The organism is Parasedimentitalea maritima (genome assembly GCF_005771405.1).
In the GTDB taxonomy this organism is placed as follows: Bacteria; Pseudomonadota; Alphaproteobacteria; order Rhodobacterales; family Rhodobacteraceae; genus Parasedimentitalea; species Parasedimentitalea maritima.
This window is the reverse complement of the sequence record NZ_VAUA01000012.1, coordinates 70,799-94,655: the sequence shown is the minus strand read 5'-3', so window position 1 is coordinate 94,655 and position 23,857 is coordinate 70,799. Positions and strand designations below refer to the sequence as shown.

The following is a 23,857-nucleotide window of genomic DNA, read 5'->3' as shown; positions in this document are numbered from 1 at the left end:
GAAGATGGATAAAAATTAGGCCCGCCGGTACAAAACCGGCGGGCCTTTGTGATAAATTACAGTTAACCGACTGATGTCGTTTTACTTCCTGTGCCCTTCACACGTTCTCGCAGCCCCTGCATAAAGGCATAGAGCACTGGGATTACGATGACACCCACGGCTGTTGCCATCAGCATGCCGCCAAACACTGCAACGCCAATTGCCTTTTGGCTGGCTGCCCCTGCGCCCGATGCAATCAACAGCGGAACAACGCCCAGCAGGAATGAAAAGGCGGTCATCATCACAGCCCGAAATCGCTGACGTCCAGCCTCATAAGCAGCATCCTTAATCGACAGGCCGTCTGCTCGACGCTCCATCGCAAATTCGACGATTAGAATACCGTTTTTAGCCGCCATACCAATCAGCATGATCATACCGATCTGTGTATAAAGGTTGATGTCGCTGCCAGTTAAGGACACCGCGGAAACCGCACCAAACATGGCCACAACCACCGACAACAGAATTGCCACCGGCATCGTCCAGCTTTCATATTGGGCCACCAAGAACAAATAGGTGAACAAGACAGCCATAAAGATGATCACAATCACAAACCCGGATGAGGATTGCTGCTGCTGGGCGGTTCCAGTCCATTCAAAAGCGTAGCCTGGAGGCAGTGCTGTCGCAGCTTCTTCCTGCATAACCCGGATAGCATCCCCAGTTGACAGGCCCGCCGCAGGTACCGCGGTGACAGTGGCCGACCGGAACATATTGTGACGCTTCAACATGACTGGACCGAGGATGTTTTCGACATCCATCAGCGTGGACAACGGAACCATATTCCCAGCCTGAGACCGGACATAGAGATTGCCGATATCTTCGATCTTGTCTCGGTAAGAGCCATCAGCCTGCACCATAACCCGGTAGACCCGGCCAAACAGGTTGAAATCATTCACATAGAATGACCCCAGGTGTGCCTGCATAGTCTGGAACACTTCTGAGATTGGCACGTCCAGAGTTTTGGCTTTTTCGCGGTCCAGATCAACAAACACCTGCGGTACGTTGGCCCGGAAAGTGGTATATGACTGACCGATTTCAGCACGCTGATTGGCGGCATATACCAAGGACCCAACTGCCGCAGCCAAATCCTGAGGCGTACCACCCGCAGTTTGTTGAACTTCCATCTCGACCCCAGCTGACATACCTAGACCTGAAATCGGTGGTGGGTTAAAGGCAACGATGCTGGCAGCAGCCTCACCATTTGCAATGCCATAAATCTGACCCAAGATAGCATTGGGCTGCAATTCATCCGCTTCACGCTCATCCCAGGGATCAAGGTTAACAATGATCATAGCCCCGTTTGCACCAGAGCCATTGAGCAGGCTAAAGCCATTGACCAGAATGGTGTTATTCACCCCTGAGATTTGCTCTATCTGTTCGTTGACCCGCTTGGTTACCACTTCAGTACGACCCAATGCCGCAGCATCTGGCAGCTGTACATCAACAAACAGGTAGCCATTGTCCTCGGCTGGCAAGAAACCCTTGGAGGTGACGCCAAAAAGTGTTCCCGTGCCGGCATACATTGCTATGACGATTGCCACCGCCAAGAACGGCCACCGTAGTAGACGACCAACAATGCCAAGATAACCATTGCGCATAACATCAATCACGTTTTCAAACTTGGCCAGTAGTCCCGTCGGAGGACCAGAACGCGCCTTAAGAACCAGTGCGCAAAGTGCAGGCGACAGCGTCAGAGCGTTGATCGACGAAATCACAACCGCCACCGAAATGGTCACAGCAAACTGAGAAAACAGTCGGCCAGTGATACCGGGCATAAACGTCACTGGAACAAACACCGCCAACAAGACCAATGTGGTCGCAATCACGGGTCCGGTGATTTGCCCCATGGCCTTACGGGTTGCATCAGCGGGGCTCAGCCCTTCCTCGGCGATAATGCGTTCTACGTTTTCCACTACGATGATGGCGTCATCAACCACGATGCCAATGGCAAGAACCAAAGCAAACAGCGAAATTGTGTTCAGTGACATCCCCAGCAGCAGCAAGAATGCAAATGTGCCGATCAGGGATACAGGGATTGCGACCGCTGGCACAATTGTTGCACGCCATGAGCCAAGGAAGACAAAAACCACTGAAACTACGAGTACAAAGGCAAGAATTAGTGTCGACACCACATCGTTTAGAGATTGTTCAACGAAGTCAGTTGTGTTGAACGGTACTGAATAAACGACGTCGTCTGGAAAAGACGCTGACAAGCGGTCCAGTTCCGACAACACATTCTCTGATACGGCAAGTGCGTTGGCTCCTGGCGCCTGATAGACAGCCAGAATTGTTGCTTTGTTACCTTCATAATAGCCTGAAACACTGTAATATTCGGCTCCCAGTTCCACGGTGGCCACGTCGCGCACACGTACGGTGCTGCCTGCCTCACCGGTACGGATAACAATATCACCAAACTCTTCAATCGTTGTCAGACGGCCTTTGGATTTGATGGTGTACTGGAATGTTTGATCTCCGGGAACCGGTGGCGCACCAATTTGCCCTGCAGAAACTTCGAGGTTTTGCTCTCGTACCGCATTGATCAAATCACCGGGTGTGATGCTCAGCCCAGCCATTTTGTTCGGATCCATCCAGATCCGCATAGCATAGCTCAGGTTGTTTAGAATGTCAGCTTTACCAACGCCCTGGACCCGGCTGAGCGCGTCCTTGATGTTGATGGCTGCATAGTTAGACAAGAAAACATCATCATAGGTATCATTGGGCGAGGTCAGCGTTGCCACCAATAGCATATTGGTGGAACTTTTTTGCGTCACCACGCCGGACGATGTGACTTCAGCCGGTAGGCCAGACATCGCCTGAGCTACTCGGTTTTGAACGTTGACCGAAGCAATGTCGGGATCAGTTCCCACTTCAAAAGTAACAGAAAGGGAATAGCTGCCAGTGTCAGAAGAACTGGACGACATATAGATCATGTCATCCACACCGTTCACCTGCGCTTCAATTGGTGCGGCAACACTTTTCTCAACTGTTTCTGCGTTGGCGCCAGTGTAGTTGGCGCTCACGCTGACCACGGGCGGTGTAATATCGGGAAACTGGGCGACTGGTAGAGCTAGGTACCCAATTGCCCCCATAATGGTCAGAACCAGAGAAATTACGATCGCAAACTTAGGTCGCGAAATAAATACGGATGAAAGCATGGCTTATTCTCCGGCCTGATTGGCCAGAACCGGATCGACCTTGGCGCCGGGGCGTATACGTTGCAGGCCTTCCACTACGACGGTTTCACCCGCTTCAAGCCCATCCAGCACAATAATACCGGTTCCCACAACATCCCCAGTTTCGATGTACCGCTGTTCAACCAACTGCTGGTCATCTACTACCAGTACAAATGGTCCTTGTTGATCGCGCTGCATCGCGGCCTGGCTGATGACAATCCGGTCCTCAGCTTTCTGCGCCTCCAACCCAACCGTAAGAAACGATCCATCAACAATCAAACGGCTGGTATTCTCAAACTCAGCTCGCAGAGTGATTGCACCTGTGTTTGGATCAATTCGGTTGTCAGCAAATGCAAACTTACCACGTTTTTCCAGCTCGGTACCATTGGGAAGGATTACAAATACTTCGAACAGTTCTCGTTCTTGTTCTTCCGTAACTTCTGCGCCTTCTATCTTTTGCAGAATGCTGACGAACTGTTTTTCGTTCAAAGCAAAAGACACATAGATCGGGGCTTCGCGCACAACATTTACCAGCGGCTTGCTGGTTGGACCGACCACATCGCCAACACTGACAGCAACCCGGCCTACACGACCAGCAAAAGGCGCAAACACTTCGGTATAACTCAGGTCAAGCTCCGCCTGTTGAATAGCTGCCTTGGCTGCTCGAACCTGTGCTTCACTTACTTTTTCATTTGCCAAAGCGGTATCTCGCTCTGCTTCGGGAACCGCACCACGCGTGAAAAGTTCCTGTTTTCGGGCAAGATCAACTGACGCCAGCTGTAGATTGGCTTCGGCCTTGTCTAAATCGGCGCGTCGGGCTTCCAACGTAGCCTCATAGGCACTTCGCTCAATACGAAACAGCAGATCACCAGCCTGCACTTCAGCGCCGTCTTCGACCAACACTTCTTCAAGATACCCACTCACGCGTGCAATTACATCCACCTTATCTTTGGCTTCGCCGCGGCCAATGAAGGATTCCGAGTTGCGGATGGGCTTAGTCACCGCCGCCATCACCGACACCTTTGGTGCTGGAGCTGTCTCTTGTGCGATGGCCATTGGTGCAGTGCAAAGGGCTATTGCGGTACTCACCGCCAAAATCCGGCGTGTCACGGAACGCAGTGCTGGTTGTGTTTGTTTGATACGGGTCATTCTTGCGCCTTTCGGGTGCATCCGGCGGGCAACTGCCTGCCGTGGCAAAGGAATCCCTAATGTAATTTAGGTTCAATTCACCCATGTGTATCAAGCGTACAGCCAACTGCAAGAATCCTAGAACATTTGGCATAAGTTCGCTGATCTTCTGGATCTGGCCGTAGGGCCGCAATTCCGGAGGTCCAGAAACAAAAATCCCGGTGCGAAACCACGCACCGGGATCAATTAGTCGATATTTGGCAGAATTAGCGCTTCGGCAAAGGCATCCAGTCAGCCATCGAAACATCAGCGTGGGCGAACTGCGGCATTTTCGAACCGAGATCCCCCATGTTCTTGATGTCTTCGGCATTCAGGAAATCCTGAGTGATCAAGGTTGGTGGCACAATAACCTGTGCATCAGGCGTTTCACCGGCCAACATCAGCGCCAAAGTCCGGACTGAAACTTCACCAACAACAGCTGGGTTAGTGGCAACAGTTGCTGCCCAGGCAGACCCCGGCTCGCGCATTGCCGAGATATCAGCTGTCGACACATCCGCCGAATAGATCTTGATGTCTGAAGTCAATCCAGCCTCGTCCACGGCGATTTTTACACCCTTGGCAAATTCATCATAGGGCGCAAAGATCACATTGATATTTGGATTGGCCTGCAAGACAGACCGCGCCTGGTTGGCAACCGAGTTTGCAATTGGATTATCCAAAGTCCCAAACATTGCGGCTTGCTTGATGCCTGGGTTGGCCGCTTTGATATCCTCCCAAGCCACGTCACGACGGTCCAGCGGTGCAATACCTGGAACGTAGACATAGCCGGCGGTGAAGTTGTCGCCATTGTCAACCACTGCCTGCTCAAGCGCCAGTTTACCCAGCATATAGTCCGATTGCTCGACCTGCGGAATAGCGGTGTTTTCGACATTCACATCAAAAGCGACAACCTTAATGCCTGCTTCGACAGCGCGTTGGGCTGCGTCCTTCATTGACTCAGTCAGTCCATGCTGAATGATGATCCCGTCAACCCCAAGCGCAATCGCCTGATCCACCATGTCAGCCTGCAAGGCCGCATCCTGGCGACTATCAAATACCCTTAGATCGACACCCAGTGCTTCCGCTTGGGTCTCAACTCCAGACAGGTAGGATTGGAAAAAGTCACCCGTAGACAGATAGCGGACAAGGGCAATTTTCACCTCACCAGCCTTATCGAAGGGTGCAGGCATATCACCAGCCAGCGCCGCCCCGCCCATTCCCAAGGTCAGCGCCGCAGCGCCCGTGAGTTTCAACATCTGACGTCTCAGAAACATGTGTATTCCTCCCATGAAATAACGATATTCAATGCCGACCAGCAGAGGATCTGCGGGACGACAGGTAGAATGTGAAAACAAGCGCTGCGACCAGCACCGCTCCCTTCACAAAATCCTGTGTGTAGTAAGGGGCGTTCATCATTGTTAGCCCTTGCAACAAGATGCCAACAAACAGCGCACCAATTGCGGTGCCAAATGCGTTAGGACGAGCGGCTCCCAGCACTGCAAACCCGATCAGTGCCGCCGCCACACTATCCAGCAGCAGATTGTTACCTGAGGCAATATCTCCGCGCCCAAGGCGTGCTGCCAATAAGATCCCCCCGACCGAGGCCAGAACACCGGAGATCATGTAAGCTAGGACTTTGTAGCGGCTGACGTTGGTCCCCACCAGTTCAGCGGCGCGTTGGTTTGAGCCGATCGCGTACATAAGTCGACCGTGGCGCGTGAAACCAAGGAAAAGCCAAACCGCAACAGCCACCAGTAGGAACACCACTACGGGCATCGGAAAGAGCTTTTCTATAAACATATCAAACCGGTGACGGCCAATCCAAAGAAATTCAGCTGCAAAGGTTCCCTCTGCAATGCTCCCATCGGGCAAGCGCATACCGGTCGCAATCGAGTTCCCTTGAGTAGGAATGCGCTGCAATCCAATCAGCAGAAACATCATACCCAATGTTGCCAACAAATCCGGCACCCGCATTTTGACGATCAGCAACCCGTTTACCAACCCAACTAGGGCGCCCATTGTCAGGCAAAGCAAAACTGTTACAAACGCGGAATATTCCAGAATAACCATAGAATACGCAGACAGCATCAAAGATGAGGTCGCAACAGATCCAATGGAAAGGTCAAAACCATCGACCACAAGTGTGCTGGTCACCCCAAGTGCCAGAATGCCGGTGATAGCCACCGATTGCAGCACAAAAACGGCCGATCGAGGGCTGGCGAACCCTTCTGCCGCAAGGCTGAAGTACATAACAATACCGGCTAGCAGAACCAAAAAACCATAGCGGATTGCCAAATTTAAAATACGTTCGTTGTTCATGATTTTCGCCGACTTATCCTGCTAAGGCTGGGCTGAGCGACGGGCCAGAGACCTCTGCCACCAGTTTTGCCAAGTCTATGTTTTGGTTGATGTGTTCGCCGGCTATTGCGGCCTCGTTCAGCACAATTATCCGATCGGCTATTTCAAGCGCCTCGTCGATCTCAGCGACAAATACAATTGTTGCACGCCCCTTGGCGGTGGCTCGAATATGGCGACCAATGTCCCGCCGAGCGCCAATGTCCACTCCCTGAAACGGCTCATCAAGTAACAAGACCCGACCGGGCTTTAGCAGCCATCTCGCAATCATCACCTTCTGTTGGTTTCCTCCAGACAGGGTGCCAATCCCGTCACGATTGGATTGGCATACGATGCCAATGTTTCCGATCATCTCTTCGGACGCGCGCCGCTGCTTTCGATCCGACAGCTTATAGTAACGGCTAAAGCTCCCCAGGAATGGCAGCGTCATATTATTCGCAATGTCAAAATCAGGGATAACCGCATTACTTGCGCGATCTTTGGGCGACATGAAAACGCCGGCACTCACGGCGGACTTTGCATTGGCGGGCTGATAGCTACCGCCATCCAACTTCATTTTCCCTGCAATGGGCCGCGACAATCCAAATATGACCTCAGCCAATTGGCTTTTGCCGCTACCAAGCAAGCCAGTCACCGCGATCACTTCACCATCATTGGCAACCAGATCAATTGGAGGACTGTCTTCACGGAGCTTGATGGCCTTTAAACACAAAATAGGTGCGCTGTTGGTCTCCGGGGTGATATCCACATCCGTCATAGCGTGACCCAACATGGATGTAACCGCCCCCTCATAATCCAACGGTTGAGTATCAAACAAACCCGAAATACTACCATCACGCATTGATACAATTCGGTCAGCAATGCGCCTGATATCAGACATCCGGTGAGAAATATATAAGATCGCCACACCGGCTGACCTAAGTCGATCGATCAACGCAAATAACCGCTCGGCTTCTGTTGCTGAAAGAGAAGACGTAGGTTCATCAAGGATCAACAATTTGGGAGAACGCGCGAGTGCGCGCGCGATGGCAATCATCTGACGGTCAGCCACATCCAGCTCAGATACCAATTGGCGCACATTCATCGTCAGCCCCATGGCCTCTGCGACTTTTCGCGCTTCAGCCCGGAGTTTGCGGTCATTCACAAACAGTCCAGCGCCTGGTGCAGTCAGCTTATCCAACATCAGATTAGTGGCGACATCCAAGTCAGGAATAACCCCGTCATCGATAGATTGGTGAACAGTTACAACCCCTTGGGAAATTGCATCTGCTGCATCCACTGGCGTGTAAGGGTTTCCAGCCAAAACCAGCTCCCCTTCATCCGCTGAATGAACACCACAAAGCACTTTGACAAGCGTCGACTTGCCGGCACCGTTTGCCCCCATAAGGACGGTGACTTCCCCCGCACACATAGAGAGGTCAATTCCACGCAGAACACGATTGCTGCCAAAGGACTTCTCGACGCCACGCACTTCGCAAATTGTTTGGCTCATACATCCCCCAACACGCCACGATGAAGGCGCTCCTTACCTGTTCCTAACCTCGATATCAAACATTGTCAAACGATTTGACATATGTAGAAGTTTGTGCGATTTCCGATCTAAGCCAAAGGGAGGAAGACCCAGCACATGCTTCAAACGACAGCGTATAAAGCTTTGACGTCAGACACATTGAGTACCCGCCTGGGCGAATTGACCTCTCTCACCAGCCGGGTCGGGACAGAAACCAAGGACTGGAAGATTCAGGAGGTCGGTGACGGCAATCTCAACCTAGTGTTCATCGTCGAGGGCAGCAAAGGCAGTGCTATTGTAAAGCAGGCCCTGCCCTATGTTCGCCTGGTTGGTGACAGCTGGCCGCTGCCGCTGTATCGCGCCTACTATGAACATGAAGCACTTGTTCGTCAGGCTGCACGCAATCCCGGTACCGTGCCCGAGATATATCACTTTGATAATGACCAGGCGTTGATCGTGATGGAGTTTCTATCGCCCCATACGATATTGCGGCACAAATTGATCGCAGGTGAAAGAGTTCAGGGTCTGGCGACTTTCCTTGGAACATTTTGCGCCCGCACAGCCTTTCGTGGATCAGAGCTTTCCATGAAAAGTAGTGATAAGAAGACTGACGTCAGCCTGTTTGCAGGCAATATTGAAATACCAGCAATTACCGAGGCTCTGGTATTTGCTGATCCGTATTTCAACGCGGAACGAAATCATCACACCCCTGAATTGGATGATGTGGTCAACGAATTGCGGCAAGATGTCGAATTAAAGACGCGGGTCCAAGAGTTATTCATGAGTTTTGCCTCTAACACTGAAACCATGGTGCACGGCGACCTGCACAGCGGTTCGGTGATGTCTACGGCAACCGACAGCATGGTGATCGACCCGGAGTTTGCACAGTACGGTCCAATGAGCTTTGATCTCGGAATGCTGATTGCGAACTTCCTAATGGCCTACTTCAGCCAACCCGGCCATCGCAGTGAGGATACACTCGATGAGTATCAGGAATGGATACTGGCCATAATCAGTGAGAGCCTTGTCACGTTTGAAGACGAATTCACCACACTTTGGAACAATGAACGAACCGGTATGCTATATCCGGCGACATTGTTTGAGGATCAGGGACATTCCTCGCAAGCCGCACTACAGTCGCTGTTAAACCACCTCCGCACCGAAGCCATGGGTTATTGTGGCATTGAAATGCATCGCAGGACACTATCATTGGCCCACAACGCAGATTTTGAAGAAATCAAAGACAGCGCATTTCGGGCGTCGCTAGAAGCCCGTAACCTTATGATGGGCCGAGAACTTATTCTTACATCAGATCAAATTTTGGACGCCGGAACCCTAGTTGCCCTGGCACGCCAATACAACAAGGGGGATTTCCTGTGAAAGTAAATGGAACTCACTACCGCTCGCTTTGGTGGGACACAGACAAGAACGCATTGCAGATTATCGACCAGCGTTGGCTGCCACATGACTTTCGCGTTCAGCAGATCGATACCCTAACTGAATTTGCCGACGCTATTATTGAAATGCGCGTGCGAGGCGCTCCGCTCATCGGCGCCACAGCAGCCTATGCCATGGCACTGGCAATGCGGCTGGACCCGTCAGACAGTGCAATGGACAAAGCTTGGGAATATTTTAATGCAACTCGCCCCACTGCGATCAACCTGCGCTGGGCGTTGAACCGCTGCCGGGATCTACTGCGTCCAATACCCACTGAAGCACGCGCTTCTGCAGCACTGGCTCTGGCCCATGAAATGGCAGATGAAGATGTCGAAATCAACCGCATGATCGGCGTGCATGGGCTAGAAATCATTAGAGAAATTGCGGCTAGGAAACCAGAAGGCGAACCGGTTCGCCTGTTGACACATTGCAATGCAGGCTGGCTCGCAACTGTTGACTGGGGCACGGCCACCAGCCCCATGTACCACGCACATGACGCAGGTCTTCCGATCCATGTCTGGGTGGATGAAACCCGTCCGCGCAATCAAGGTGCTCTGACCTCATGGGAACTGGGCTGTCACGGTATTGACCATCAGTACATTACCGACAATGCTGGCGGCCACCTAATGCAACATGGTCAAGTAGATATGGTCATTACTGGCACGGATCGCACCACCCGGCGCGGCGATGTCTGCAATAAAATTGGAACCTACCTCAAAGCGCTTGCAGCGCGAGATAACAATGTACCGTTTTATGTCGCCCTGCCCTCATCTACCATCGACTGGACCGTTGATGACGGTGTTGCCGAAATTCCGATCGAGGAACGTGGTCAGGAAGAAATCACTCATGTACAGGGCCGGTTGGTGGACGGCCGCATTGGGACAGTTCAGGTAACCCCAGACGGTACCGCAGGTGGCAATCCAGCCTTTGACGTCACACCTAATCGTTTGGTCACAGGTTTAATCACTGAGCGCGGAGTCTGCGAGGCGAGCACCCAAGGCCTGGCCGCGATGTTCCCAGATCGCGCCGAAGCTGACGCGGCTTGATCATGGCCCCACCCAAAGGCAAATCCACCGTTATGGCTAGTTCCTCCCGATCTGACCGCCAAGACGATGCAATTCTGGAAGCAACCTGGTGTTACTATATAGAAGGCCTGAACCAAAACGATATCGCCAAGCGTTTGAACATCTCCCGGGCGTCTGTGGTGAATTACCTGCAAGAGGCACGTCGGCGCGAATATGTTCGGATTACAATTGATCCCGATATTTTCCGGCACCAGAAATTGGCGCGCGATATGGTTGCAAAATTCGGCCTCAAGGATGCATTGGTGGTGCCCTCCGAATTGACAGATCGCGGCACGTTGGAGCGTGTCGCGCGCGGCACTGCGGATTGGTTGCCAACATTGCTGGAACCCGGTGATCGATTAGGTGTTGCCTGGGGCGAAACTGTTTATCGCGTGGCCGAGGCCGCACCTCACACAGTCATGGATGACTTAACCGTGGTGCAGCTGGTCGGATCGCGCCCTGCGGCCCTTGGATTTGCCGCAGAGACCTGCTCTGCAACGCTGGCGCGACGGTTTGGCGCGCATTGCATCAACCTTCATGTCCCATTATTGCTGACAAATAAGAACCTTGCTAACCAACTCCGTGCTGAACCCGTGGTGGCAGAACAACTTCAGGCCGTAGAAAGCTGTAATAAAACGATATTTGCTGCCGGCACTTGCCGTGAGGACAGCCATGTGGTGCAAGCAGGTATCATCAGTGCGGCCTCAATGCGCGATCAGGTCACCAAAGGGGCTAGCGCTGTAATCTGCGGCCGCATTGTCGATCAGGGCGGCGCAGCCCTGCCGATATCTATCGAAGACAGGATGATCGGAGTTTCGTTGGATCAGATGCGCAACAAAGATTTGTCTTTGATGGTTGGTACTGGGCCCGATCGAATTATGCCGATGCTGGCAGCCATTAAAGGTGGCTATGCCACCCATATCGCAACCTGCACCGATACCGCTGCTGCCATGCTGGAGACAACAACTTGAAATCCCCCTATTCTGACTGCACTGAAATTCGTCAAGCAGTGATCGATGCCTGTCTTTCGATGAACACTCTGGGTATCAATCAGGGCACATCAGGCAATATTTCTGTTCGAGCGGGTAACAAGATGCTGATCACCCCGTCTGGGGTCGCATATGATCAACTGACCCCCGAAATGATTGTTTCGATGCCGCTTACGAGCGACACGCCAGATCCTGGACAGTTGAAACCTTCTACCGAATGGCGGTTTCATCAATCGCTGCTGCTTTCCAAACCTGACAGTCATGCCGTGGCGCACGCCCATCCAGTCTATTGCAGCGCTCTGGCCATGAACCGCCGCGAAATCCCTGCCTGTCACTATATGGTTGCCGCTTTTGGTGGCAATTCAGTACGACTGGCCGACTATGCAATTTTCGGCAGCGCAGCACTCTCGGACAACTTGGATAAGGCGATGCAAGACCGGCACGGCTGCCTAATGGCCAACCACGGTTCCGTCGTTGTTGGTGACACTCTGGAGCGCGCCATGTGGCGGATGGTTGAGCTTGAAACACTCGCCAAAGGATATGTCGCAAGCCTGAGCATTGGTGAGCCACACATTCTAAGCAATTCTGAAATCGAGGATGTTCTCGCTGCGTTCAGCAACTACGGGCTGAAAGACGCGTAAATAAAAATACCTCTTACTTTCATCAATTTAGGCGGCATACTTAGCAATATGAGAAGTCCATTTGTCACTCAAAGGTCCGCTAGACCTATGAACTCATTGAATAATGCTGCAAGGTGCCACTTACGACGATTCACTCCAAAGGACTATTCATGCACGAACCGCTGATTTTCGACGGGCACAATGATGTTCTTCTACGCCTCCACCAACGCGATATCAGCCCGGGCAAAGATGGCTTCCAGGGATCAGGTGGTAAGCAAATCGATCTAGACAAAGCTCGTACCGGTGGTTTTGCGGGCGGGTTCTTTGCGATCTACATCCCCGGTGCAGCAGCTCTGTCCGACAGTCACGACGAGATGATGGCAAGTAGCTATGACTTACCGCTGCCCCCTCAAGTTGAATGGGGCGATGCCATCAAGGTGGCTCTGTCACAGGCATCAGTTCTATTCAATCTGGAACGTGATGGTGCACTAAAAGTCTGCCGATGTACGCAAGACATCAAAGACGCAATGGCCGAAGGCAAAATGGCTGCTGTAATGCACATGGAAGGCGCCGAAGCCATTGATCCAGATTTTCACACGTTGGAAGTGCTTTATCAGGCAGGTTTGCGGTCTCTTGGCCCAGTGTGGAGCCGCCCAACCATTTTTGGTCATGGTGTTCCCTTCCGCTTTCCTAGCACGCCGGATACCGGCGAAGGACTGACCAGCGACGGCATTCGTTTAGTCAATAAATGCAACGACCTAGGCATCATGGTTGATCTGTCTCACCTGAACGACGCTGGGTTTTGGGATGTTGCGAAGCACAGCACTAAACCGCTGGTCGCCACCCACTCGAATGCCCATACACTTAGTACGCACAGCAGGAACCTGACTGAGCGTCAGTTGCACGCCATTCGCGAAAGTGACGGAATGGTTGGTTTAAATTTTGCGGTTGCCTTCTTGCGTTCCGATGGTCGAATGGATGAAGATACCCCCATCACAACCATGTTGGATCACCTTGACTATCTTATTGCACAGCTTGGCGAAGAACGGGTTGGACTTGGGTCCGACTTTGATGGTGCCGCTGTGCCAATTGAAATCAAAACCATCGCTGGATTGCCAAACCTGCGCACCGCTATGGTTGACCGCGGTTATGACGCCGCACTTATCAGGAAGCTTTGCCATGAGAATTGGCTGCGCGTCCTCGACCTGACCTGGATGTAAAAATACACAGGGTCTTATCTGCTAATAAACAAAAGGGAGTAATATCATGAATGCTTTTACAAAATTAATGGGGACAGCTGCACTTGGCTTTGCCTTGGGCGGCGTTGCCCTGCCAGTTATGGCAGAAACACCAGCGAACATGCTGGTCATTGCCAATCGCATAGACGACATCACAACTCTGGATCCAGCACAAAGCTTTGAATTTGCTGGCTCAGACGTGCTGCGCAACATCTACGGCAAACTGGTCAACTTTGACCCCAACAACTTAGACGCTGGTTACCAGCCTGATTTGGCCGAGAGCTGGACTGTCTCAGAAGATGGCAAAACCATCACCTTCACCATGCGAGAAGGCGTCAAGTTCCATTCGGGCAATCCAGTTCGCGCCGAAGATGTGGCTTTTTCGTTCAAGCGCGTTGTCGCACTGAACAAAACACCATCCTTCATCCTGACACAGTTTGGCTTCACTCCTGAGAACATGGACGAAACCATCACTGTCAGCGGCAACACAGTGTCGATCACCACAGACAAAGAATACGCGACATCTTTTGTTCTGAACTGCCTAACAGCAACTATCGGTGGTGTTGTTGATGAGTTGACCGTTATGGCCAACGAAGTTGATGGCGATCTTGGCAATGAGTGGCTGAAAACCAACTCAGCTGGTTCCGGCGCCTATAGCCTTGCCAGCTGGAAAGCCAAGGAAAGCGTCACTCTGACTGCTAACCCTGACTTCTATCTTGGTGCGCCAGCCATGCAGCGCGTGATCGTTCGTCACGTTCAGGAAAGTGCTACCCAGCGTCTGATGCTGGAACGCGGCGACATTGACGTGGCTCGCGATCTGAACCCATCAGATGTTGAAGGTGTTCGCAACGCAGAAGGCGTCGAAGTGCTCGAAGAGATGCGCGGTCGTCTGATGTATATCTCGATGAACCAGAAGCACCCGGAGCTGTCCAAGCCCGAAGTCCGTCAGGCACTGAAGTACTTGATCGACTATGAAGGCATGCAGAACAGCTTCCTCAAGGGCGCATATGTTACTCACCAGAACTTCCTGCCGCGCACCTATCTTGGTGCCGTCGACGAGAACCCGTTCTCAATGGATGTTGAAAAGGCAAAGGCTCTATTGGCCGAAGCTGGTGTTGACGGTCTGGAACTGACTGTTGGTGTACGCGAAGCTCAGGAACGTCTGGAAATCGGTCAGTCGCTGCAAAACACCTTTGCGCAGGCTGGCATCACGCTGAACCTGGAAGTTGGGACTGGTAAACAGGTTCTGTCCAAGTACCGCGCCCGTGAACTGGACATTTACCTTGGTGCTTGGGGCCCGGACTATCCTGATCCCCACACAAACGCTGGCACCTTTGCTTACAACCCCGACAATTCGGACGAAGCTCAGGCGACTGGTTTGCTGGCATGGCGTAACAGCTGGGATACTGGCAAGCTGACTGGCATGTCTGCCGCCGCCGTGGTCGAAGGCGACCGCAGCAAGCGTGAAACGATGTATCATGAAATCCAGGCAACATTCCGCGATACCTCTCCTTTTGCTGTGATGTTCCAGAAGATTGAGCCAGCAGGCATCAACGAAGATGTCGAGGGTCTGAACCTCGGTGGCGCGATTACTGCGGTTTCATATTGGACCGTGACCAAGTAAATGTCGTCAACGCACTATAATCCGAAGAGGCAGCCCCGGCTGCCTCTTCCTTCTTGGCTCAAGGGCACGCTCGTCACCCTTGCGTCAATCTCGGTCACAATGCTTGGCCTGTTGTTTGTCACCTTCTTCATTGGTCGGGTTATGCCTATCGAACCGGTTCTGGCTGTTGTAGGCGAACGCGCCACGCAGGAACAATATCACGCGGCATATCTTGAGCTTGGGCTCGATAAGCCGCTCATCGTACAGTTTTCTTACTACGTTTGGGATGTCCTCCACGGCGATTTTGGCATGTCGTTGTTGACGGCAAGACCCGTCTCTGACGACATCGGACGTGTGTTCCCCGCTACAATGGAACTGGCCACAATTGGAATTACCATTGGTATCGTTCTGGGTGTCCCACTTGGTGTGATCGCTGCCGTGCGCCGTGGCAGCTGGATTGACCAAATTGCCCGCGTGGTGGCTCTTGTTGGATATTCCATGCCCATTTTCTGGCTGGGCCTTATGGGACTATTGCTGTTTTATGGTGTGCTGGGATGGGTTGGAGGACCCGGTCGTCAAGGTATTTTCTACGAAGACATGATCCCGTCCGTGACAGGCATGATCCTAGTGGATTCCGCTCTTGCACGTGATTGGGGGGCCTTCCGCGACGCCTTTTCCCATATCATCCTGCCTGCCTCTTTGCTGGGTTACTATAGCCTTGCCTATATCAGCCGAATGACACGGTCGTTTATGTTAGAGCAGCTTTCAGCAGAATACGTCACCACCGCCCGGGTCAAAGGTATGAGCGAATGGGCCGTAGTATGGCGCCATGCATTCCGCAATATTCGGGTCCAGCTGATTACGGTAATCGCGTTAAGCTACGCTAATCTGTTGGAAGGCTCAGTGCTGACCGAGATCATCTTTTCTTGGCCTGGTATCGGGAACTATCTGACAACTGCACTGTTGTCTGCGGACATGAACGCTGTGCTGGGTGCGACCGTGGTAGTCGGGTTGATCTTCATCTGCCTGAATATCTTCTCCGACCTTCTTTACAAAATCTTCGACCCGAGGTCCAAATGAGCAGCCAATCACTTACTCTGCGCCAATGGTTGCTGACCGACACACCAACCTCGCGCCGTCAAGCCCGCTTTGCCGCCCTGTACAAGGGTTGGTTATCGCTGCGTTCAAACCACATGGCTATGATTGGTCTGGCCATTCTGGTTGTTCTGGTAGGATCTGCAGTGTTTGCGCCTTTGCTGGCACCGCATGATCCCTTTGTTCAGAACCTTGCCAATCGTTTGCAACCTCTGGGCACCGAGGGTCATATTCTGGGAACGGATTCACTAGGACGCGACATTCTTAGCCGCATGATCTACGGATCCCGGATTACCCTGTATATCGTTGCGCTGGTTGCGATGATTGCACCTGTTGCAGGCCTCTTGGTCGGCACAGTCTCCGGGTATGCTGGTGGATGGACTGATATCGTCTTGATGCGTATCACCGACATCTTCCTTGCCTTCCCTCGCCTGGTTCTGGCTCTGGCCTTTGTTGCCGCTTTGGGTGCCGGTATCGAAAACGCTGTTCTGGCGATTTCACTGACCGCCTGGCCTCCCTATGCCCGTATGGCGCGCGCCGAGACGTTGACGATCCGCTCATCGGATTACATCAGCGCCATTCGCCTGCAGGGTGCCGGTCCGATGCGGATCATCACCAAACATATCTGGCCTCTGTGTATCAGCTCGCTGATCGTCCGGGTTACGCTTGATATGGCGGGCATCATTCTGGCCGCTGCGGGTCTGGGTTTCCTCGGCCTTGGTGCCCAACCACCTTCGCCTGAATGGGGTGCGATGATTTCAGAAGGGCGCCGGTTCATTCTGGATCACTGGTGGATTGCCACCATGCCTGGTCTTGCCATTTTTGCCGTCTCTTTGGCCTTCAACCTCCTGGGTGATGGTCTGCGTGACGTGCTAGATCCAAAGGACAGCGCATCATGAGCACTCTTCTAGACGTAGATAACCTCTGGGTGAAATTCCCGACCCGCAACGGCATTTTTGATGCCGTACGCGGGGTCTCCTTCTCGCTGGGACGTGAACGACTGGGAATTGTTGGGGAAAGTGGGTCAGGTAAATCCCTGACCGGCCGCGCCATCCTTCGCCTGATCCGCAATCCAGGTATCGTCGAGGCAGGCCATATCAGCCTGCACGGTGAAAACCTGTTGGATAAATCTGAAAAGGATATGCGTGCGATCCGAGGCGAGAAAATCTCGATGGTGATGCAGGATCCTAAATTCTCACTGAACCCCGTTATGACCGTGGGGGATCAAATCATCGAGGCCTATCGGTTGCATGCCAAAGCCAGCAAATCCGAAGCTTACAAAAAATCGGTAGAGATGCTGGAAGCGGTAGCAATCCGTGACCCCAAACGGGTGATGAAAGCCTATCCGCATGAAATGTCCGGCGGTATGGGACAGCGCATCATGATTGCCATGATGCTGATCCCTAATCCGGAAATCCTGATTGCGGACGAACCCACCTCAGCACTAGATGTTTCAGTTCAGGGCCAGGTTCTGTCGATCATGGACAAACTGGTCAAAGATCGTGGCATGGGTCTGCTCTTTATCAGCCATGACCTGAACCTGGTTTCACAGTTCTGCGACCGGGTGCTCATCATGTATTCTGGTCGCATTGTCGAAGTCTGTGACGCCGACAAACTACATGAGGCGCAACATCCTTATACCAAAGGGTTGCTGGGCAGCCTGCCAAAGTTTGATGAACCAAGCGATCGGTTGCAGGTCCTAACCCGCGATCCGGCATGGCGAGACGCCCCCAGCGTGGAGGGACGCGCATGAGTACTGCAATTTCCATCGAAAAACTGAGCGTCTACTTTGGCGAGCATCACGACCTGTTTCAGGCAGTGAAAAATGCCAGTCTGTCGGTAGAGCAAGGCGCCAGTTTTGGTCTCGTTGGGGAAAGTGGGTCAGGAAAATCCACTATCCTGAAAGCGATCACTGGCTTAGCCCCACAATGGGATGGCCACATGGCCATCGAAGGCGCTGATCTGACACACAAACGCGACAGGGCATTCTACAAGACCGTGCAGATGGTTTTTCAAGATCCCTACGCTTCACTGCATCCGCGCCATTCGGTTGATCAGGTGCTCACTGAAACCCTGCATCTACACGGGTTTGATGACATAAATAATCGGATCAACAAACTGTTGTTGGATGTAGGGTTAGGGCCAGCGTTCCGCTTTCGCTATCCACACCAGCTATCTGGCGGACAGCGTCAACGGGTGGCCATTGCCCGTGCACTCGCACCCGAGCCTGATATCCTGCTTTTGGATGAACCAACTTCGGCATTGGATGTATCCGTTCAGGCTGAGATCTTAAATCTGCTCAGTGACTTGCGGTCTGAACATGGTCTCACTTACCTGATGGTGTCACACGATTTAGCTGTGGTGGCCCATATGTGTGAACGCGTCGCAGTCATGCAGAATGGCGAGATCGTTGAGATCATCGACGTTGCTGATATGCGGGCAGGCAAAACAACTCAGGACTATACGGCAACCCTCCTGCATGCCTCCGCCAACCGGGTAGCATAACCCTCAAATACTGTCCGGTCACATTGTGGTCGGACAGTAAAACTAGTGCTGTGTCTTGGTCTTTGGAACCGAAAAGAAATAGTCTGATGCAATGTCATCAGACAATACTGTATCGGGTATGCACTCTGGCCCGGCCAGAAACACTGAACTGCCAAAATGCGCATGCAGACGCGACAAACGCTGCAACCGCTCACCAGTCAATTCTTCATAGAAATCACTGTATTTTGGGGCTTTCTTCAACTCGTCAATCCGGGTGCGATGGCGCGCAACTGAATACACGTGGGCCGCCGCGATATCAGGGTCTGCCAGCAATCGATCCATCTCAACTTGCAGCGCCGGCAACATACGGTAAATAGAGCGATCCTGCTCAGCATTGTTGTTCATCCGAAACCAGTAGGCCATGCCTTGATCCCGGTCGACATGGTTCACCCTGCCCCTGTCCCGTTTAACCAGAAAGCTTTCAGCTGACCGCAGAGCATAATGATTTAGTGTCACCAGGTTATATCCAACCGTCTGCACAGTTGAACGCCAGGCATTTCGGTATTCTTCTTTTGGCATGTTGACGCCGGAACCATTGACCCAGTTAATCTGATCCACCAATTGCGGCTTCAGTCCTTTGGGGCGATGTACCCCCAATTTCTTGAACAGCCCAATGTTGCGGAACAAAGTTTTGAACCCCCAGGCCTGATGCGGTTTGCGGGTCATCAAAGGCGCGCAATGTGTGAACCGTTCGGTGATCAACTCGTCACGGAATTCTTCAACATCAGCGTTACCAAACAGCCGCCAGGTCAACGAGATCATGTTGGCATCTGGCACCGCCTCGAACAGCGCCTTCAAAGTCCCATCTCCAGTGTGAACTGTGATGAATTCATCCACATCCATACAAATCGCCCAACCCGCATTTTGGATCAACGGCTCCTTTTCAGCCGAGGCCAGGGCCGCATGCTGAGGCTTCAACCCGGTGTCGCGAAAGCGATTATCGCGATGTTGTACAATCCCTTTCTCCTGCAACATCGCCAACATTGTGTCAGTGCCGTCATCGCAGTCATTGGTGTAAACTAAAAAATCATCGACCCCGATTGCACGGTGATAGGCCAACCATTCCAAAATAAATGGCCCCTCGTTTTTCATCGTGGTGACAATCGCCACCCGGTCACTGACTTGTTGTTGCGTCTCTGTCTTTTCTTTTGGCATCCGAACAGGCTTACCCGTCCAATACTTTGCTATTTTCAACAGTTCATCATTTTCTATCAAGCTGGATTTGGGGACGATCCTCGAGATCTTACCCGCATCCTCGCCATCTGCCCGGTAACGTAACGACATGCAGCGATAAAAGGGGACAACCTCTGCAGCAGGATCCGCTCCCACTACGCGAACCAAACGCCAGACAACTGTTTTCGGGGCAACAGCGGGAGCAATAACCCAGCGCCCGTGCCGCCTTGTTCCATCAAACTTGCTACAAATATGATCGCCAAATTTTGCCTTGCGTCCCTTGCGCAACGCCCATGGATAAACCCGCTCTCCGGCTAGAACCACCAGGCCTTGTGGGGCCGCCACGGCCTTATCAAAAACTGTTGCTGCATTCTCCGCGGGTGCAGGTATCAAGTCATAGACATCGATATTCATTACGGCGCGCGCATTATACAGAAACCTTTGGCGTACAAGTTCATACAGATTCAGAACTCCCAGCGGCGCATTCCAAGGATCGGGATCGGGAGCCTCCATGCGATCCTTACCTGGTGCATCCGGTGCGTTCATGGGGTGCATTTCCGGCCCAGTATCCGGTTTACCCAACGGCTTATCCGCCGCTAGCACCACAATGGTCAGCTGATCACCCAGCCCATCGGTCAATGCAATTGTCCGCTCCAGTTCAACAGCAAAGTGGTCCGCCTCATCCGGCAGTGAACGGTCCACAATCACAGCACCCTGTAACCCGTGCCATCTCTGATGCCACTGCAACCAATCACACAGAGTGCGCGCAGTTTCACCGTTGCGCTCACTGATCGCACAGTTCAATCCGGAAAACAGATCAAGCTCAGGAGTGGTCGCAGGCAAGTCAAGAATGTCAGCGCCCAGTCTTACTACATCACTTCTGCTAGTAGTATTTTGTAATGTGACAATCCCTGCCCCACCGATACTCCTAAATCCATGCTCTACTCCGGGACCCTCAACAGCAATGTCTTGCTCTGCAATACCTGGCATCAAGAACAAATGGGTCACCTGTTTACCATCAGAATCTGGCGCCACGTGGATATTGTCCAACACCATATCTTTTGTGTCAGGCTGCACAGTTCCAATTTGAGGAGATCGCCCCAAATTGCGTCTTAGGACAGTCACTTACTCACTCCCTGAACTCGCCGCATTTCGGCTCGCTTTGCGTCGTCGTTTGAACCCAGTGCGCAGCATATCCACCAATCCGGACTTGCCCCGCGCCAGCAAGTAAGTCTCCATATGCAAACGATACATATAGATGTCTTTGCGGTTGCGAATGAGCTGATAGAACTCATGCGGGCTCAGCTTACCAGTTACGGCTAATTTCATAATCGGCTTCAGTCGATCCATTCGCCTTAAAACCAGAGCCGATTTGTGACCCAGACCAAAACTATGAAGGTGGACGATATTGTCACCGTTCAGACGCGACACCTGCTTGACGTCATCCTCATAGAAAGGATCGTACACTACATAAACTTGTTCTGCGCGCGATGTTTGGCTGGCAGCATCTGAATAGGGCAATGTCCAATCCATCTTGCGCCCTTTTCCGAACCGCTTTTCCCAAGGCACCAGATCAGCCGCCAGCGTTGACTGGGGGCTAAAGGCTATGACCGTCGATCCCGGCGACAGATCGCAAAACGTCAGCGCCCCAAATCCCCCCATAGAAGCGCCACAAAAAGTCACCCGATCAAAGCGCTTAAAAAAGCCTGCGTCGCGTAGGTGCTCCAGGAAGTGGATCAAAGGCTTGTCGCGAAACCACGAAGGAGGCTGCGCCAAAATACCCAAATGACTCCAGCCATTGTCAGCGCAAAATTTAGCGGCCCAGGGTTCCCGGTCATAGCGCCTGCCACCGGCTTCGGCCAGATTATCAAACGACACCACTAATTGGTGCGCACCCCGATCGACGTACACGGCCGAATGCAAGCCAAGTTTTTGATAAAACCCATCGCGAGGTCCATTCGGAAAAATTTCGCGATACCAAGAAGGTACCCCGCCAAGCTCTTCTTTCTTTTGATCAATATTGTCCGGCATGATGCTTATCGCTTATGGATGACCGCAACTTGATCACGCTTCTTCTTATTGAACCCGGCCTGAAATACAAAACACCCCGAAATGTCTTTGCGCAACGCATTGAATTGATCCTGCACATCCGGATCGTTATGGGTAAAGACACCGTCGACCTGGTATCCTTGGAACATATCGGCCGTTTTGGTAATCCCGGATTTTTCCATCATCTTGGGTTGCCAGCGTAGATCTTCAACCACATAGAGCCCGCCTGATTTCAGCCGGGGAAACAGCTCTAAAAACGCGTTCTGTTGATGATGCGAGGCATGTGAAGCATCGTCAATCACTATATCCATAGACGGCATCGCGCCCGACGCTTCAGCGATATTTGCGCGTGAGTCCATATCGCAGCGGAAGAACTTGAACCGTTCATGTTCAAACCAGGAAAAATCTGACACGTCCAAGCCGTGAATTTTGGCTTTGGCGAAATACTCCAGCCACATACGGATTGACGGAAGGTCCTCGGTTTTACGATCTTTGTCGATACCATGTTCTGGTCCGCCAATCAGCAAACCCATTTCGAGGAAATTGATGTCACGCTCACGAAACGGCAGGAACAACATTTGATACAGTTCGGTATAACGATGTTTAGTTGATCCCTTGTCAGACCCAAACCGATCCGCCAAGTCAGTCAGGTTTTTCTGCCCACGACCAATACGGTCCGAGGCTGGAATTGGTCCGTTTTCTGCAAGCTTCTGCGCCGCGCGTGGCATAGGCAACGGGGCCTTTGCAGGATCGATATCATGTTTGATCAACAGCTTGCCCAACAGGCTTTTGTTGTTCGGTGCACCACCTTCTTTTTCGACTAAACGGGCGCGCATACGCCGTCCATACAAGTGAATAGAATACGTGTTTTCTGTCACATAGGGTGCGACATCAAAGTTCCGTTTCAACATCATACGGCGGTCTTTAAAAGTAAAAGGGTACAATCCTTCTTGGGGCAATGCGTATTTTGCCTCTCCTGTCTGGTGCAGGAAATGAGTGACCGCATGTGGCCCCCATACCCCCCAGGGCTGCTCGCTGGCATGAACCGGATTGCCTGCGTCACGTGCCTCCTCCAGCTCTCTGACGTACTCTTCCCCATACCAGCTAGGTATCGCAAATTCATCCTCGGTGTATTCCAGCAGTGCACGTAATGTTTCGCTGTCTGCTGGCAATCCCAACACGCCGCCATTGATGTGTTTATCTGACTCCCAGCCGTAGAAATGGCCGTTGGATGTTTTAAATGCCTTCATGCAATAGGCATCAGTATCCGCCCAAATCGTGTTTTCGCTTTTTTCCAGCATCTTGTAGCGAAACAAATCTGAATGCAGAGCCGGGCTGCCGGTACGTTGATGAGTCAGAAAGTCTGTACGCGGAAGAATTTCATCTGCACTTGCCAGCTCAATTCCATCCGGTACGTTTTGCAATGGTCCATAGTGATACAATTTCACCTGATGCCCTGCGTCGACAAAGGACTTGAGGCACAGTTGTTCCAAAAAACTTAGAGATCCCTCCATCCAAAGGGCTGCAATTGTATAATCTTGTGATGAAGAACCTGGAGTTGCCACGTTAGCCTGCCTCATGCCTGCCCGAGCTGGATCGGACCAAAAGAACGCGACCTGCCTACGGGGTTTTGTGTCGCAATAACAAACCATTCACCCGTAATTGGTTGAAGAACCTGTCCGACGATTTGCGCCCTTATATTCCTGGGCTGTTTTGCTCGATACTCGGCGAAACAGTCCCTCATTCCAGTCAAAATGTCAACGAAGCCGGGACCCGCGACAAGCGTAAGCTGCACACCTGCATC

At 52.2% G+C, this 23,857-nt stretch carries 18 protein-coding genes; 10 read left to right on the top strand and 8 right to left on the bottom strand.

Going from position 1 to position 23,857, the window contains the following annotated elements; translation table 11 throughout:
- Positions 1-62: 62 nt before the first annotated feature.
- The 5 genes from FEE96_RS20470 to FEE96_RS20450 form a co-directional block, all read right to left on the bottom strand.
- A complete protein-coding gene (locus FEE96_RS20470) occupies positions 63-3,191 on the bottom strand; it encodes an efflux RND transporter permease subunit (protein ID WP_138164989.1) in 3,129 nt (1,042 codons plus the stop codon).
- A gap of 3 nt (positions 3,192-3,194) precedes the next feature.
- Positions 3,195-4,358 carry an efflux RND transporter periplasmic adaptor subunit gene (locus FEE96_RS20465; protein ID WP_138164988.1) on the bottom strand — a complete coding sequence of 388 codons (1,164 nt, stop codon included), beginning with the start codon at positions 4,356-4,358 and terminating at the stop codon, positions 3,195-3,197.
- Between the two features lie 245 nt (positions 4,359-4,603).
- Complete coding sequence (locus tag FEE96_RS20460) at positions 4,604-5,650, bottom strand: substrate-binding domain-containing protein (RefSeq protein ID WP_212744806.1); 1,047 nt, start codon at positions 5,648-5,650, stop codon at positions 4,604-4,606.
- Positions 5,651-5,678: 28 nt separating this feature from the next.
- A complete protein-coding gene (locus FEE96_RS20455) occupies positions 5,679-6,695 on the bottom strand; it encodes an ABC transporter permease (protein ID WP_138164987.1) in 1,017 nt (338 codons plus the stop codon).
- Positions 6,696-6,708: 13 nt separating this feature from the next.
- On the bottom strand, positions 6,709-8,223 hold the full coding sequence (locus FEE96_RS20450) for a sugar ABC transporter ATP-binding protein (RefSeq protein WP_138164986.1): 1,515 nt from the start codon (positions 8,221-8,223) through the stop codon (positions 6,709-6,711).
- A gap of 135 nt (positions 8,224-8,358) precedes the next feature.
- Between FEE96_RS20450 and mtnK the strand changes: the two genes are divergently transcribed.
- The 10 genes from mtnK to FEE96_RS20400 all read left to right on the top strand — a co-directional run bounded on the left by mtnK (position 8,359) and on the right by FEE96_RS20400 (position 18,792).
- A complete protein-coding gene (mtnK, locus tag FEE96_RS20445; protein WP_138164985.1) occupies positions 8,359-9,621 on the top strand; it encodes an S-methyl-5-thioribose kinase in 1,263 nt (420 codons plus the stop codon).
- A complete protein-coding gene (mtnA, locus tag FEE96_RS20440) occupies positions 9,618-10,724 on the top strand; it encodes an S-methyl-5-thioribose-1-phosphate isomerase (RefSeq protein ID WP_138164984.1) in 1,107 nt (368 codons plus the stop codon). Before mtnK ends, mtnA begins: the two co-directional genes overlap by 4 nt.
- Positions 10,725-10,726: 2 nt before the next feature.
- Positions 10,727-11,713: a sugar-binding transcriptional regulator gene (locus tag FEE96_RS20435; RefSeq protein WP_138164983.1), complete on the top strand. Its 987-nt coding sequence runs from the start codon at positions 10,727-10,729 to the stop codon at positions 11,711-11,713.
- Entirely contained in the window at positions 11,710-12,372 is a 663-nt protein-coding gene (locus tag FEE96_RS20430; protein WP_138164982.1) for a class II aldolase/adducin family protein, read from the top strand. Before FEE96_RS20435 ends, FEE96_RS20430 begins: the two co-directional genes overlap by 4 nt.
- Before the next feature lie 149 nt (positions 12,373-12,521).
- On the top strand, positions 12,522-13,571 hold the full coding sequence (locus FEE96_RS20425) for a dipeptidase (RefSeq protein WP_138164981.1): 1,050 nt from the start codon (positions 12,522-12,524) through the stop codon (positions 13,569-13,571).
- Positions 13,572-13,617: 46 nt separating this feature from the next.
- Positions 13,618-15,213 carry an ABC transporter substrate-binding protein gene (locus tag FEE96_RS20420; protein WP_138164980.1) on the top strand — a complete coding sequence of 532 codons (1,596 nt, stop codon included), beginning with the start codon at positions 13,618-13,620 and terminating at the stop codon, positions 15,211-15,213.
- The gene (locus FEE96_RS20415; RefSeq protein WP_138164979.1) at positions 15,214-16,272 is read left to right on the top strand and encodes an ABC transporter permease; all 1,059 of its coding nucleotides are present in this window, start codon (positions 15,214-15,216) and stop codon (positions 16,270-16,272) included.
- Positions 16,269-17,186: an ABC transporter permease gene (locus FEE96_RS20410; RefSeq protein WP_138164978.1), complete on the top strand. Its 918-nt coding sequence runs from the start codon at positions 16,269-16,271 to the stop codon at positions 17,184-17,186. Before FEE96_RS20415 ends, FEE96_RS20410 begins: the two co-directional genes overlap by 4 nt.
- Entirely contained in the window at positions 17,183-18,040 is an 858-nt protein-coding gene (locus tag FEE96_RS20405) for an ABC transporter ATP-binding protein (protein ID WP_138164977.1), read from the top strand. The genes FEE96_RS20410 and FEE96_RS20405 overlap by 4 nt, the downstream gene beginning before the upstream one ends.
- On the top strand, positions 18,037-18,792 hold the full coding sequence (locus FEE96_RS20400; protein ID WP_138164976.1) for an ABC transporter ATP-binding protein: 756 nt from the start codon (positions 18,037-18,039) through the stop codon (positions 18,790-18,792). Before FEE96_RS20405 ends, FEE96_RS20400 begins: the two co-directional genes overlap by 4 nt.
- 42 nt (positions 18,793-18,834) lie before the next feature.
- On the opposite strand, the gene FEE96_RS20395 is transcribed toward FEE96_RS20400, so the two are convergent.
- Genes FEE96_RS20395 through FEE96_RS23865 form a run of 3 tightly spaced genes read right to left on the bottom strand, consistent with a single transcriptional unit; the run spans position 18,835 to position 23,567 of the window.
- Entirely contained in the window at positions 18,835-21,129 is a 2,295-nt protein-coding gene (locus FEE96_RS20395; protein ID WP_246079530.1) for a glycosyltransferase family 2 protein, read from the bottom strand.
- Positions 21,130-22,035, bottom strand: a complete 906-nt coding sequence (locus tag FEE96_RS20390; RefSeq protein ID WP_138164975.1) for a hypothetical protein — start codon at positions 22,033-22,035, stop codon at positions 21,130-21,132.
- A 5-nt stretch (positions 22,036-22,040) separates the two neighbouring features.
- Positions 22,041-23,567: a hypothetical protein gene (locus FEE96_RS23865; protein WP_246079529.1), complete on the bottom strand. Its 1,527-nt coding sequence runs from the start codon at positions 23,565-23,567 to the stop codon at positions 22,041-22,043.
- Between the last annotated feature and the right edge of the window lie 290 nt (positions 23,568-23,857).